Origin of the sequence: Novosphingobium mangrovi (genome assembly GCF_022818885.1) — a bacterium.
In the GTDB taxonomy this organism is placed as follows: Bacteria; Pseudomonadota; Alphaproteobacteria; order Sphingomonadales; family Sphingomonadaceae; genus Novosphingobium; species Novosphingobium mangrovi.
This window is the reverse complement of the sequence record NZ_JALHAT010000015.1, coordinates 1-12,540: the sequence shown is the minus strand read 5'-3', so window position 1 is coordinate 12,540 and position 12,540 is coordinate 1. Positions and strand designations below refer to the sequence as shown.

Below are 12,540 nucleotides of genomic sequence, written 5' to 3'. Positions count from 1 at the left end.
CGGCACGCGGATGCCGGTCCCCGCGCGCTGCGGGGGACGGGCGGAAGATCAGTGGGACTTGGCGTAGTCGTTGATCCAGGCCACCGTCTTGGTGAGGCCGCCGAAGGGGTAGAAGTGCAGGCGCACCGCGCCGTGCTCTTCGGTGAGGCCCTTCTCGATCTGGTCGACCAGCTTGTCCGGGCCCGCGGTGCCGATCAGCTTGGTGATCGAGATGCCGTACTTGGTCAGCACCGAGGCCGAAGCCCCCACGCCGCAGCGCGCGGCAAAGCGCATCAGGGTCTTGATGCCTGCAGGTCCCGGAATGCCCAGACGCACAGGCGCGGTGAGGCCGCGCTTGCGCAGTTCGGCCAGCCAGGACAGAACGGCACCGGCGTCGAAGGCGAACTGGGTGACGATCAGCGGAGCCATGCCGCGCTTCTCGATCTCGTCGCACTTGGTCTGGAGCACGCTCCAGCATTCCTCGTCCGACATGTTGGGGTGGCCTTCGGGGTGGCCGCCAATGCCGATCGCGGTGATCCCGGCGTCCTCGAAGGCGCCGGTCGCGATCAGGGCGGAGCTGTCCGCGAAGGGCCCTTCGGGCTCGGACGGGTCGCCCGCGATGACGAAGCAGCGCTTCACGCCCGCTTCCTTGGTCACCGCCTTCAGGTACTCGCGGAATTCGTCTTCGGAGACGATCCGGCGCGCCGAGAAGTGGGGCATTGGCTCGAAGCCGAGCTCGCGTACGAGACGGGCCGCCGCAATGCGGGCCTCGAAGGCTTCCCCGGGCAGGAAGGTCACGGCAATCGGGGTGTCGGGCGCAATGCCGGGGGCGGCCTCGCGCAGCGACTCGATGTCCTTGGCGGTCATTTCAAGCGAGTAGCCTTCCACCATGTTGATGGCCGGACGCGCCCAGTTCGGATGGATGATCGGAGTGCTCACCGATTCTCTCTCCCTTCTCAGTCTTGTTGCATTACCCTCTAGCGTAGAGCGCTCGCTTCGTATAGATGAAAATTCATGGATACGAAAAAACGGGATGAGGAGGGCGCCGAAGCGCTCGTGATTGTGCCGGGTCTGTTGTGCGACTCGGGGATGTTCGGCGCGCAGCTCGACGCGTTTCCCGAAGCAATGGTAATCGATGGCTTTTATGGCGGCGCGAGCAGCCTGGAAGCCATGGCCGATTACGTGCTCGACCGTATTCCTCCGCGCGTATCGCTGTTTGGCCATTCCATGGGCGCGCGCGTTGCGCTCGAGGTCTGCCGCATGGCGCCCACGCGCGTCGTGCGTCTGGCGCTGGCCGACACGGGCATCCATCCCGTGCGCGAGGGTGAGCCCGCCAAGCGGCACGCGCTGCGCGATATCGGTCGCACGCAAGGCTTCGGCGCGCTCGTCGACACCTGGCTTCCGCCGATGATCGGGCCTGAGCGCCGCGAGGATGCCGATCTCTATCAGGCGCTGCGCACGATGTGCCTGCGCGCCGGGCAGGAGGTCTTCGAAGCGCAGATCGAGGCGCTCCTCCACCGTCCCGATGTCGAAGACGTGCTGACTTCGCTGACCTGCCCTGTCGCGCTGATGGTGGGCGAGGACGACGCCTGGGCCCCGCCCGCCCAGCACCAGGACATTGCCGATACCATCGCGCCCCACTGGGCCGATCCCTGTCCGCTGACGGTGATCCCCAAGGCCGGCCACATGGCCCCGGCCGAGGCACCTGAGGCTTTCAACGCGGCGCTTCGCCGCTGGCTCAAGGCCAGCGTCGATGCGCCGTCCGCCGCCTGAAGTTCCCACACGAACCCAAACAACAACCAACCAACCTGAAAGGCATAGCTGACATGACCGGACAAACCCTTCAGCAGCTGCTCGACGAAAAGGGAGATATCGTCGAGTTCCTGCGTAACCAGCAGACTGGTCCCAACGTCTATCCGGGCGTTCCGGGCGAATACTCGAACTGGCGCGACGAACAGCGCGCCTGGGCCGAGACCGCGGTGCTCTTCAACCAGAGCTTCCACATGGTCGACCTCCTGGTCACCGGCCCCGACGCCTTCGAGATGCTCTCGTACCTCGCGCCCAACAGCTTCAAGGGCTTCAAGCCGAACCGCGCCAAGCAGTTCGCGCCGGTTACCCCGGAAGGCTACGTCATCGGCGACGTCATCCTGTTCTACCTCGAGGAAGAGACCTTCGAGCTCGTCGGCCGCGCGCCGACCATCGAATGGGTCGAGTACTGGGCCCAGACCGGCAAGTGGAACGTCAAGGTCGAGCGTGACGAGCGCACTGCCGCGCGTCCGGCCGACCAGCAGGGCTACCGTCGCAACTACCGCTTCCAGCTCCAGGGTCCCAACGCCATGAAGACGCTGGAAAAGGCGATGGGCCAGACCCCGCCCGACCTCAAGTTCTTCCACATGGCGCCGGTCATGATCGACGGTGTCGAAGTGCGCGCGCTGCGCCACGGCATGGCCGGCCAGCCGGGCTACGAACTGTTCGGCCCCTGGAAGGACTACGACAAGGTCCGCACGGCGCTCCTGGCGGCGGGCGAGGAATTCGGCATTCGTCCCTCGGGCGGCCGTACCTACAGCTCGAACACCCTGGAATCGGGCTGGATTCCCTCGCCGCTGCCCGCCCTCTACACCGGCGAAGGCTCCAAGGGCTTCCGCGAATGGGCCGGCGCCAAGTGCTATGAGGGCATGACCTCGCTGGGCGGCTCGTTCGTCTCGGACAACATCGAGGACTACTACCTCAACCCCTGGGAACTGGGCTACGGCATCATGGTCAAGTTCGACCATGACTTCATTGGCCGCGAAGCGCTCGAAAAGATGGTCGACCAGCCCAAGCGCAAGAAGGTCACGCTCGCGCTCGACAACGAAGACGTGATGCGCGTCCAGTCCTCGATGCTGACCAAGGGCGCGCCGCGCGCCAAGTACATGGACTACCCGAGCGCGGTCTACGCGATGCACCCCTACGACATGGTGCTCGATGCCGACGGCAAGATGGCCGGTATCTCGACCTGGATCGGTTACACCCAGAACGAGGGCCGCTTCCTCTCGCTCGCCATGGTCGATGAAAGCATCGCCGAACCGGGCACCGAAGTGACGCTGGTCTGGGGCGAGCCCGATGGCGGCACCCGCAAGCCCACCGTCGAGCCGCACGAGCAGACCCAGATCAAGGCGGTCGTCGCCTCGGTTCCCTATTCGGAAGTCGCCCGCGACAACTACGCCGACGGCTGGCGCACCAAGGCCAAGGCCTGAACGCACACCCGAACACTCTGGCGAGTGTGAGAGAGGAGGGGCTGCCGGGACACCGGTGGCCCCTTTTTCATGGTGCTGCGGTGAGGTGGCGCGCCAAAGACGATGCTGAGGGAGCTAGCTTTTTTGGGTGGGAAGCGGAACGTCCAGATTCTTTTCACACGTCGTTAGTCCCAGCCTGGTAGAACCCCACCACACAGACGTCCTTTGAAGCTGTCCGCAAATCTCGTGATGTCCGAATAGAGACGTTCCGCCGTATGGCCAAGCTTCTCTAAAGTCAGAAGGGTGTCGCGCTTTAAACTGGCCTGGACTTCGAAGATAACAATCGGCTCAGTTTTAGAAGTGTCCGCGTCGTAATGGAGCGATAAAAAGCTATCCTGCGCGGTGGATCGAGCGTTATGCCCCACTGCATTAATTAGCAATGGCTTTTCAGTGTATAAAAACCCCTCATTATCTGGAGTTTTGAAAAGTGATATGGTTCGCGGATAATCAATAATTTTGAAATTATTGATGCGTGATCTATAAACACACCCGTCCTCATTCCGATGCTCTGGGCCGTCACACGCGAAGAATAGGCCGACTAGAGGGCTTGTCGACCAATCTAAAAGTGGCGTCGGTATGCCATAATGCTGGGCTAGAATAAGCCAGCCAACATCGTCTTGCGGAAGTGGTGAGGCGAATCGAGCAGCTTCGCGCTTCCAAAGGCTAAGGCCGTCTAGATCGCGTATCCCTCGCTGCCCATCGCGAAAAACCGAAGGCACAATTTTCCAATTTTTGTTGGGTTGCCCCCTATAAAGCGATCCATTTCGACCATGCTGCCGCAGTGCGTCCATATATTGTTGGACCACCCCCCATCCATTCATACCCATCATACACTCCTTCTGACGGATCATGGAGCAAGCTATTGATCCGGCAAAGCGTGGCATTATTTCCGGTATTGAAAAGGTATCTTGCCCAACTACGTAAGGCTTGAGGATGGCGTGCCGACTCAATTATGCGCTTCAGCGGCAAGGAAGGGGCGGAAACGGACGCGCGTATTTGGTTATGCTGCTCAGAGAGACAGAGGGGAGCGTTGCGCAACTCGCTTGGGGAGGATGAAGGTAACTGTTCGAGGGAGCAATATCCCTTGCCTCCAAGTCAAGCGACCTCACGCTCCGCACCTGAGATCTCATGCGAAAGCCGAGCCAGGCAGTTCGGGGAGTTCGAGAGCGATGGCCCTCGGAATCTCTCTTCTGCCTACTTCACGCCGAAAAACTCTCCGCGATGGTCTTGAGCGTTTCGCCCGCGCTCGCTTCGACATTGGCGTCGCAGCGCACCACGGGGATGGCGACGGCGAGCGAGCCGACGACCTGGCCTGCGTCTCGCAGCACTCGTCCGATACCGCAGATGCCCGGCGTATACTCGTTGCGGGTGACGGCAAAGCCCTGTTCGCGGGTGCGCGCCAGTTCCTCGCGCAATTGGCTTTCGTCGATGATCGTGTTGGCCGAGAACTGCGCGCGCAGGGTTCCGGCGAAATAGGCGGCAAGCTCGTCCTCGGAAAGCGTGGCGAGGATCGCCTTGCCCGCAGCCAGACAGTGCATCGGGGTCAGCGCGCCCACCGCGATCGAATAGCGCAGGGTGTGTTCGGCGGTCTCGGTGATGATCGCCTCGATCTGCCAGTCGCGCCGCACGAAGAACGAGGAGGTTTCGTCGAGGCGCATGCGCAAGGTGCGCACCAGCGGGCGCACGCGCTCGACAAGCGGCAGCCCTTGTGGAGCAAGCCGCAGGCGGTCGAGCCCGCTGCCCGGCTGGTAGAGACGCCCTGCGCGCACCAGGTACTGGCGGTCGACGAGCGTGCCCAGGAGGTAGGACAGGCTGCTGACGGGGATCGACAGCGCCTGCGAGATCTCCTGGGCGACGACGCCGGTGGGATGGGCCACGACATATTCGATGATGTCGAGCGTGCGCATGGCCGACTTGACGGCGCCGCCCGAGCCCGTCCCCCCTGTGGTGGCCATTGTGGGTCTACCTTTCCTTCGCGTTATCTCAGAATGTCATCAGGCCGCGGCGCTCGGCGAACTTCCAGCCCTGTGCCGTGCGCACGAAGCGGTCCTCGAACGAGCCGACCTTGGGTACGCTCTCGCCGGTGAAGAGCAGCATCGCGCTCTCGCCAATGGCGGTGTCGGCATCAAGGACGGTGATCTCGACGTTGGAGCATACGTGCCGCGTGGTGCGCGCGGCGCGCGCGGTGAAGGCAGCAAGGATGGCCTCGCGCCCCTCGATCCAGTCGTCGGGAGCGGAGGGGCGCGCCATGCGCCCGTCCTTTGCATAGAGCGCGACCACCGCCTCCCAGTCCGCCGCATCGTTGCGATTGGCGTAACGGGCGACGAGCTTGGCGCAGTCGTGCTCGATCGCGCGCACGGTCTCAGGCGTGAGGTCGGCGCTCATGCGGGCACCCCGGCGCGCGCTTCGGCGATGTCGGCGCCTTCACGCAGCGCGCGCAGCTTCTTCCAGGTCACGTCCGGGTCGATCTTGCCATAGCCCGCGAACGTGCCGAAGCCGCAGTCGGTGCTGGCGACCACGCGGTCCACGCCCACGATGCCGATGAAACGCTCAAGGCGCTGGGCGATCAGCTCAGGGTGCTCGACGTAGTTGGAGCAGGTGTCGATGAGGCCGGGCGCGAGCAGCTTGTAGTCGGGCAGCTTGGCATCGCGCCAGACCTTCCACTCATGCTCGTGGCGCGGGTTGGCCGCCTCGAACAGGACCGTCGCGGGACGCGCGGCGATCACCGTGTCGATGATCTTGGAAAGGTCGATGTCGCAGTCGTGCGGCCCCTCGTAGTTGCCCCAGCACACGTGCATGCGCAGGCGTTCGGGCGCGATGTTGGCGGTGGCCGCGTTGAGCGCCTCGACATTGGCCGCAGCGGTCTTGAGGAACTCGGCTTCCTCCTGGTCCTGGTAGCCGGTGTGGCGCGACATCGCGAGGTCGGGGCAATCGAGCTGGATGTCGAAACCGGCCGCGACGATGGCCTCGTACTCGGGCTTCATCGCATCGACGAGGTCGGCGAGGTAGGCCTCGTGGCTGGGGTAGTGGCGGTTGACCTGAAAGGCGGTGACGAGCCCGGGCGAGGCGGCGTTGAGAAAGCCGCGCACGCCCGGCTTGCCGTACTTGTCGAGCGCGTTGCGGAAGCGGCGGATGTCCTCGTGCAGCGGCTCGAGCGTCTTGAGGCGGACCGGCCCGATGCATGAGGCGCGGGTGAACTCCTGGCTGCCCATCATCGCCGACAGCTTCTTGGAAAGGTCCGGGTGCGCGGCGAGATCGGCGGCGGGCTTGCGGTCGATGTGTCCGCCAAAGCCGGTCAGGCGTTCGATCATGTAGGTCGAGTAGCCGACCTTGCCGAGTTCCCCGTCGCTGACGATGGTGACGCCGCATTCGACCTGCTTGCGGACGCCTTCGTCGACGGCGGCTTGCACCACGCGGTCGAATTCGGCAGCGTCATAGGCCTCGCCCTTGTCGCGGGCGAGCAGCAGCGGCGTCAGTTCGCTCCCGCGCGGCAGGCTGCCGACGTGGGTCGTGTCGATCGTCATCAGGGGCTCTCCTTGTTGGCTCCTCTCAGTCCTGTGAGGTCATGCCATTTTTTCACAAATGTGTATAGCTTCGCATCCATGAAATATACTATGCCCGCGGCAGTGAGGGCGGGAAACTGCGAGAGGATATTGAAATCATGACCGAAATGGCAAAGGCCGCGATCTGCACGGGCGAAGGCGCGGCGTTTGAATTCGCCGAAGTGACTCTGGACGCGTTGCGCAGCGACGAAGTGCGCGTGCGCATCGTCGCCTGCGGGATCTGCCACACCGATCTTGCCGTGCGCGACCGCCAGTTGCCGGTGCCGCTGCCCATCGTGCTTGGGCACGAGGGTGCAGGCATCGTCGAGGCCGTGGGCGAGGGGGTGACCGTCGCCAAGCCGGGAGACCGGGTGGTGATGAGCTTCCACTCCTGCGGCGAATGCCCCAGCTGCGCGGTCGACGCGCCGACCTATTGCTACGACTTCTTCCCGCACAACTGGTCGGGCGCGCGCGCTGATGGGAGCCCCACGCTGTTCCGCGACGGCACGCCGCTCCACGGCAACTTCTTTGGCCAGTCCAGTTTTGCCACCCACGCCATCGCGCACGAACGCAACGTGGTGAAGGTGCCCGAGACGATGGACGAGGTGCCGCTCGACGTGCTCGCCCCCATCGGCTGCGGCCTGATGACGGGCGCGGGGGCGGTGCTGCGCTCGATGCAGGTGCGAAAAGGTCTGCCCATTGCGATCTGGGGTGCCGGAACCGTCGGCATGGCCGCGATCATGGCCGCGAAGATTGCGGGCGCGAACCCCATCATCGCCATCGATATCCACGATTCCCGCCTCGAGATCGCTCGTGAACTGGGAGCCACCCACACCATCAACGGGCGCGAGGACGTGGCCGCGAAGATCCGCGAGCTGTGCCCGCAGGGGCTGGGCTATGCGTTTGATACGACCGGCGTGAACACGCTGATCGAAGGGGCGTTCCACCTGCTTGCACCCATGGGTGTCCTAGGCCTTGTCGGCGCGTCCGACCCGGCCGACATGCTCACGCTCAACGAGGCCGAGCTGATGGGCGGGGGGCGCCGCGTCATGGGAATCCTGGGCGGCGACAGCGACATAGCGACCTTCCTGCCCGAACTGATGGAGCACTACCGCGCCGGGCGTTTCCCCTTCGACCGCCTGATCGGCCATTTCGCGTTCGAGGATATCAACGCGGCCATCGCAGCGAGCGAAAGCGGGGAGGTCATCAAGCCGGTGCTGCGGATTTCGGAAGAAGGCTAAGCAAGAGACGATTCAAGGGGTCATCGCCCCTTGGAGCCCGGAATCGGCAACCTCACCATTCTCAACCCACGTGGCGCGTGAGAGGTGAGGCAGACATTATGGGGAGCCCGAGGGCGATGGCCCTCGGAATGACCTTCTTCGCAAATACGAACGAAAAAGGGCCGCTCCTGACGGGGCGGCCCTTTCTTCATGTTGGTGAAAAGGGTGGATCAGGCCGGTTCGGCTTCGAGGTTCACCGCATTGATGATGTGCGCCTGGGTATATTCCATGAGGCCGGCCGTGCCGTGCTCGGAGCCCAGGCCCGACTGCTTGGAGCCACGGAACGGAATGTTCGGGTCGATGGCGAGGTGCTGGTTCACCCAGACCGTGCCCGAGTTGATGCGGCGGGCAACGTCCATGGCGCGCAGCTGGTCCATGCCCCAGACGGTACCGCCGAGGCCAAACGGGCTGTCGTTCGCGCGCTGGATGACGTCCTCGATGTCGTCGTAGGTGAGAACGGGGAGGACCGGGCCGAACTGTTCCTCGGCCACCAGCGGGGCATCGTCGGAAAGGCCGCCGATGACGGTAGGGGCAATGAAGTAGCCCGCCTTGTCGGGCTTTGCAGCCTCGGCGATGAGGGTGCCGCTCGCCTTGGCGTCCTCGATCATGGCGAGGACCTTGTCGTACTGCATCTTGTTCTGGACCGGGCCCACGGTCGCGCCCTGCTTGGAGCCGTCGTCGACGACGGCGGCCTTGGTCAGCTTGGCGATCTCGGCGCAGAACTCGTCGTACATCGCGGTGGGCACATAGGCGCGCTTGATCGCGACGCAGATCTGGCCCGCGTTCGCCATGGCGCCGTTGTAGACCTTTTCGGCGGCGACCTTGGCGGGAACGTCATCGAGGACGATGGCCGCGTCGTTACCGCCCAGTTCGAGCGTCACGCGCTTCACGCCTTCAGCGGCCGAGGCCATGACCTTCTTGCCGGTCGCGGTCGAGCCGGTGAAGGAGACCTTGGCGATGTCCGGGTGGCCGGTGAGCTTGGGGCCAAGCTCGTTCTGGTCGCACACGACGTTGAAGACGCCCGCAGGCAGGATGTCGGCGGCGAGTTCGGCCAGGAGCAGCGTGGTGAGCGGGGTCGTCGGCGCGGGCTTGGCGACCATCGTGTTGCCGGTGATGAGGCAGGGGGCCATCTTGCCCACGAGCAGGATCACCGGGAAGTTCCAGGGAGTGATCGCGGCACACACGCCCAGCGGCGTGCGGTGCTCGATGATGGTGTTGCCACCTTCATCGCGCATGGTCTGGTCGGGCAGGCGCATCCCGGCGATGGCGCGGATGGTGTAGATGCTGCCGCCGATCTCGTACATCGCCTGGTCGAGGGGTTTGCCCTGCTCGGCGGTGAGGAGACGGCCGAATTCCTCGTGACGCGCTTCCATCGCGTCGGCCAGCTTGTTGAGATAGGCCTGACGTTCGTCGGCGCTCAGCGCGGCCCAGGCCGGCTGGGCCGCCTTCGCTGCGGCCACGGCTTCGTCGAGCATGGCTTCGCTGGCGCGCGGGCACTGGGCGAAGGACTCTTCGGTCGCCGGGTTGACGACGTCGAAGGTGGACACGCCGTCGACGAGTTTGCCGTCGATCAGCAGCTTGAAATCGGTTTTCACGATCGCTCTCCTTGTTTAGCGTCGATGCTACAGGGAATCTTTCCCGCTGTCAGGCGCATTGACGCGAAGTCCCTTTCTCTCGGGCGCGGCTTTATGTACGCCTGGGATACAAAGATGGCAAGGTGTGGGGTGAACGGGAAATGAAGGTGGGAGGCGATCTTGCCGGGCAGTTGGGATATCAGGTTCAACTGGTCCATCCGATGGCGCACGAAGCCGCGCGTGCGGCGCTCGAGCACCTTGATATCACGCCCGCGCGCGCGACCGCGCTTCTTCTCATTCGCGCCAATCCGGGGTGTTCGCAGTCGGCGCTCGGCGGCGCGCTCAACGTCAACCGGTCGAGCGCGATGAAGATCGTCGACCTGCTCGAGGGGCGGGGCCTGATCCGCCGCGCGCCGAGTGCGGACCCGCGTGCCCATGCGCTGGAACTGACCGCCAAGGGAGAGCAGTTCGCTGCCGATGTCGATGTGGCGCTGGAAGAGAATGAGCGGCGCTTCTTTGGCGTGCTGAGCGCGGCCGAGCGCAAGTCGCTCCTGGAAATGCTGCAGCGGCTGCACCATCGCGAGCCATAATTCGTTACGCGCGCGAGGGTGGTTGCGCCGCGCAATCGGCTTGCGTGCTATGTATCCCTAGGATACAAAGTCGGAGCTTGCCGGAAAGGACCGGAAGCCTTGCGCCGTGCCCATGGGGCGGCGCGCGAACCAGATGGGAGAGCGCTAAAGTGTCCGTGCAGGAAGCCGCCGTACAGGATCGTGTCGCCAGAGCCGCGATCGACCGCCTTCTCAACCCGCGCAGCGTCGCTATCGTCGGAGCCTCGGACCGTCCGGGCTCGCTGGGAGCGTCTGTCCTCAAGAACCTGGTCGAGGCGGACTTCCCGGGCGATATCCACCTCGTCAATCCCAAGCGTGAGGAGATCGGCGGGCGTCCGTGCGTGCCCGATGTGTCCGCGCTGCCCGACGGGATTGATGCGGCCGTGCTCGCGATCCCGCAGGGCGCGGTGCTCGATGCGGTGAAGGCGCTGGCGCAGCGTGGCTGCGGCTCGGCGGTGATCTTCTCGGCCGGGTTTGCCGAGGATGGCGCCGAAGGGCTCGCCCGGCAGGAAGAACTGGCCCGCGTGGCGCGCGAGGCGGGAATGGTCATCGAAGGGCCCAACTGTCTTGGCCTCGTCAACTTCGACGCCAACGTCGCGCTGACGTTCGTGGAATTGCCGCCCGCCCGAGCCAAGGGCGCGAAGAAGGTGGGCGTGGTCTCGCAATCGGGCGCGATGGCCGCCGTGCTGGCCACCACCATGATCGCGCGCGATGTGCCGCTGTCCTGCTATATCTCGACCGGCAACGAGGCCGCGAGCGGGGTCGAGGACTATCTCGACTATCTCGCCGGCGACGAGGACACCTCGGTCATTGCCATGATCGTCGAGCATTTCCGCAAGCCCATGGAGTACCTGGAAGCCGTTGAACGTGCGCGGGCCAAAGGTAAGACCGTCGTCCTGCTGCACCCGGGGTCGAGTGAGGCTGGGCGCGAGAGTGCGGCCACCCACACGGGCGCCATGGCAGGCGACCATGCGGTGATGGAGACCCTCGTTACCCATGCGGGCGTCATCATGGTCGAAGGCCTGGAGGAACTGGGCGACGTGGCCGAGATCGCGCTGCGATGTCCCACGCTTCCCGGCCCCGACCTGGCCGTGGTCTCGGAATCGGGCGCGCTCAAGGCGATGATGCTCGATGGGGCGGAGAAGCTCGCGCTGCCGCTCCCCAAGCTGACGGACGCGGACAGTCCGGCGCTGCGCGAGGCGCTTCCCGTTTTCGTGCCGGTCAGCAATCCGCTCGACATCACGGCGCAGGGGCTTGTCGATTCCACGCTCTACAACCGTACGCTGGCCGCGCTCGGCAGCGATGACCGGATCGACACGATCCTCGTGCCGCTGATCCAGACCGATACCCACACCAGCCACATCAAGTTCGCCGCCGTGGCGCAGGCCGTGGGCGAGCTTGGCGGGGCCAAGCCAGTCGTGGTGGCGGGCGTTGACGAGGGCGGCGGCGTCCTCGAGGACGACATCGCGGCGCTGCGCAAGCTCGGTGTGCCCTATTTTCCGACCCCCGAACGCGCGCTCAAGGCGCTCGCGCGGCTGGCCCACAGTCGCACTGGTGCGCGGAGCGGGAGCGCCCCCGCACCGATCCGCATCGACGGTCCGGCGCCGGGAGAGGTGATCCCGGAATACCGCGCCAAGGCGCTTCTCGCGCCCCACGGGGTGCTCTTCTCGCCGGGTGAACTGGCGACGGGCGCGGCCGAAGCGCGCGCCATCGCCGAGCGGATCGGCTACCCGGTCGTGCTGAAGGCGCAGGCCGCGGCGCTCAGCCACAAGAGCGATGCAGGCGGCGTCATCATCAACATCGCCGATGGCGATGCGCTGGAGGCGGCCTGGAACAAGATGCAGGGCGATGTCGCGGCTGCGCGTCCCGGCCTTGAACTCGATGGCCTGCTCGTCGAAGGCATGGGGCCACGCGGGGTGGAGATGATCGTCGGCGCCAAGCGCGATCCCAGCTGGGGGCCGGTGCTCCTCGTCGGCTTTGGCGGCGTGGCGGCGGAACTGCTGCACGATGCGGTCCTGCTCGCGCCCGATCTCACGCGCCAGGAGATCAAGGCGAAGATCCGCACACTGCGCATGGCGCCGCTGCTGGAGGGCTTCCGCGGCGCGCCGATGGCCGACCTCGACGCCCTTGCGGCCACTGTCGAAGCGCTGGGCGCTGTGGTGCGAGGCACCCCGGAGATTGGCGAGCTCGATCTCAACCCGGTTTTGGTCCTGCCTGAAGGGGAAGGCGCGCTGGCGCTCGATGCGCTGATTTCAGGGTAAGGAAGGTAGATTCCGAGGGCC

General features: G+C 65.0%; 11 protein-coding genes. 5 read left to right on the top strand and 6 right to left on the bottom strand.

What is annotated here, in order from left to right; genetic code table 11:
• Positions 1-48: 48 nt before the first annotated feature.
• Positions 49-918, bottom strand: a complete 870-nt coding sequence (locus MTR65_RS10215; RefSeq protein WP_226634321.1) for a methylenetetrahydrofolate reductase — start codon at positions 916-918, stop codon at positions 49-51.
• Positions 919-993: 75 nt separating this feature from the next.
• Here MTR65_RS10215 and MTR65_RS10210 point away from each other — a divergent pair, with 75 nt between their 5' ends.
• Both MTR65_RS10210 and desA read left to right on the top strand, forming a co-directional pair.
• Positions 994-1,752, top strand: a complete 759-nt coding sequence (locus MTR65_RS10210; protein WP_243799789.1) for an alpha/beta fold hydrolase — start codon at positions 994-996, stop codon at positions 1,750-1,752.
• A 53-nt stretch (positions 1,753-1,805) separates the two neighbouring features.
• Positions 1,806-3,215: a syringate O-demethylase gene (gene desA / locus MTR65_RS10205; RefSeq protein ID WP_243799787.1), complete on the top strand. Its 1,410-nt coding sequence runs from the start codon at positions 1,806-1,808 to the stop codon at positions 3,213-3,215.
• A gap of 164 nt (positions 3,216-3,379) precedes the next feature.
• Here desA and MTR65_RS10200 read toward each other — a convergent pair whose 3' ends face one another.
• The 4 genes from MTR65_RS10200 to MTR65_RS10185 all read right to left on the bottom strand — a co-directional run bounded on the left by MTR65_RS10200 (position 3,380) and on the right by MTR65_RS10185 (position 6,778).
• Entirely contained in the window at positions 3,380-4,105 is a 726-nt protein-coding gene (locus MTR65_RS10200) for an FRG domain-containing protein (protein ID WP_243799785.1), read from the bottom strand.
• 348 nt (positions 4,106-4,453) lie between these two features.
• Positions 4,454-5,209 (bottom strand): IclR family transcriptional regulator, encoded by a 756-nt coding sequence (locus tag MTR65_RS10195; RefSeq protein WP_243799783.1) that lies wholly within the window; start codon positions 5,207-5,209, stop codon positions 4,454-4,456.
• Positions 5,210-5,237: 28 nt separating this feature from the next.
• Positions 5,238-5,639: a nuclear transport factor 2 family protein gene (locus tag MTR65_RS10190; RefSeq protein WP_243799781.1), complete on the bottom strand. Its 402-nt coding sequence runs from the start codon at positions 5,637-5,639 to the stop codon at positions 5,238-5,240.
• Positions 5,636-6,778 (bottom strand): cobalamin-independent methionine synthase II family protein, encoded by a 1,143-nt coding sequence (locus tag MTR65_RS10185; RefSeq protein WP_243799778.1) that lies wholly within the window; start codon positions 6,776-6,778, stop codon positions 5,636-5,638. Before MTR65_RS10185 ends, MTR65_RS10190 begins: the two co-directional genes overlap by 4 nt.
• Positions 6,779-6,915: 137 nt before the next feature.
• Between MTR65_RS10185 and MTR65_RS10180 the strand changes: the two genes are divergently transcribed.
• Positions 6,916-8,037, top strand: coding sequence for an NAD(P)-dependent alcohol dehydrogenase (locus tag MTR65_RS10180; RefSeq protein ID WP_243799775.1), 1,122 nt, complete (start codon positions 6,916-6,918; stop codon positions 8,035-8,037).
• A 209-nt stretch (positions 8,038-8,246) separates the two neighbouring features.
• Here the strand turns inward: MTR65_RS10180 and MTR65_RS10175 are convergent, their stop codons facing one another.
• Positions 8,247-9,671, bottom strand: a complete 1,425-nt coding sequence (locus tag MTR65_RS10175) for an aldehyde dehydrogenase family protein (protein ID WP_243799773.1) — start codon at positions 9,669-9,671, stop codon at positions 8,247-8,249.
• A 140-nt stretch (positions 9,672-9,811) separates the two neighbouring features.
• On the opposite strand from MTR65_RS10175, the gene MTR65_RS10170 reads away from it, so the two are divergent.
• Positions 9,812-10,240 carry a MarR family winged helix-turn-helix transcriptional regulator gene (locus MTR65_RS10170; protein ID WP_243799770.1) on the top strand — a complete coding sequence of 143 codons (429 nt, stop codon included), beginning with the start codon at positions 9,812-9,814 and terminating at the stop codon, positions 10,238-10,240.
• A 149-nt stretch (positions 10,241-10,389) separates the two neighbouring features.
• On the top strand, positions 10,390-12,519 hold the full coding sequence (locus MTR65_RS10165; protein WP_243799768.1) for an acetate--CoA ligase family protein: 2,130 nt from the start codon (positions 10,390-10,392) through the stop codon (positions 12,517-12,519).
• Positions 12,520-12,540: the final 21 nt, after the last annotated feature.

Bases quoted from the DNA above. Each gene is read 5' to 3' on its own strand.
- MTR65_RS10190 (WP_243799781.1), bottom strand. From the start codon at position 5,639: ATGAGCGCCGACCTCACGCCTGAGACCGTGCGCGCGATCGAGCACGAC.
- MTR65_RS10180 (WP_243799775.1), top strand. From the start codon at position 6,916: ATGACCGAAATGGCAAAGGCCGCGATCTGCACGGGCGAAGGCGCGGCG.
- MTR65_RS10170 (WP_243799770.1), top strand. From the start codon at position 9,812: ATGAAGGTGGGAGGCGATCTTGCCGGGCAGTTGGGATATCAGGTTCAA.
- desA (WP_243799787.1), top strand. From the start codon at position 1,806: ATGACCGGACAAACCCTTCAGCAGCTGCTCGACGAAAAGGGAGATATC.
- MTR65_RS10185 (WP_243799778.1), bottom strand. From the start codon at position 6,778: ATGACGATCGACACGACCCACGTCGGCAGCCTGCCGCGCGGGAGCGAA.
- MTR65_RS10200 (WP_243799785.1), bottom strand. From the start codon at position 4,105: ATGATCCGTCAGAAGGAGTGTATGATGGGTATGAATGGATGGGGGGTG.
- MTR65_RS10195 (WP_243799783.1), bottom strand. From the start codon at position 5,209: ATGGCCACCACAGGGGGGACGGGCTCGGGCGGCGCCGTCAAGTCGGCC.
- MTR65_RS10210 (WP_243799789.1), top strand. From the start codon at position 994: ATGGATACGAAAAAACGGGATGAGGAGGGCGCCGAAGCGCTCGTGATT.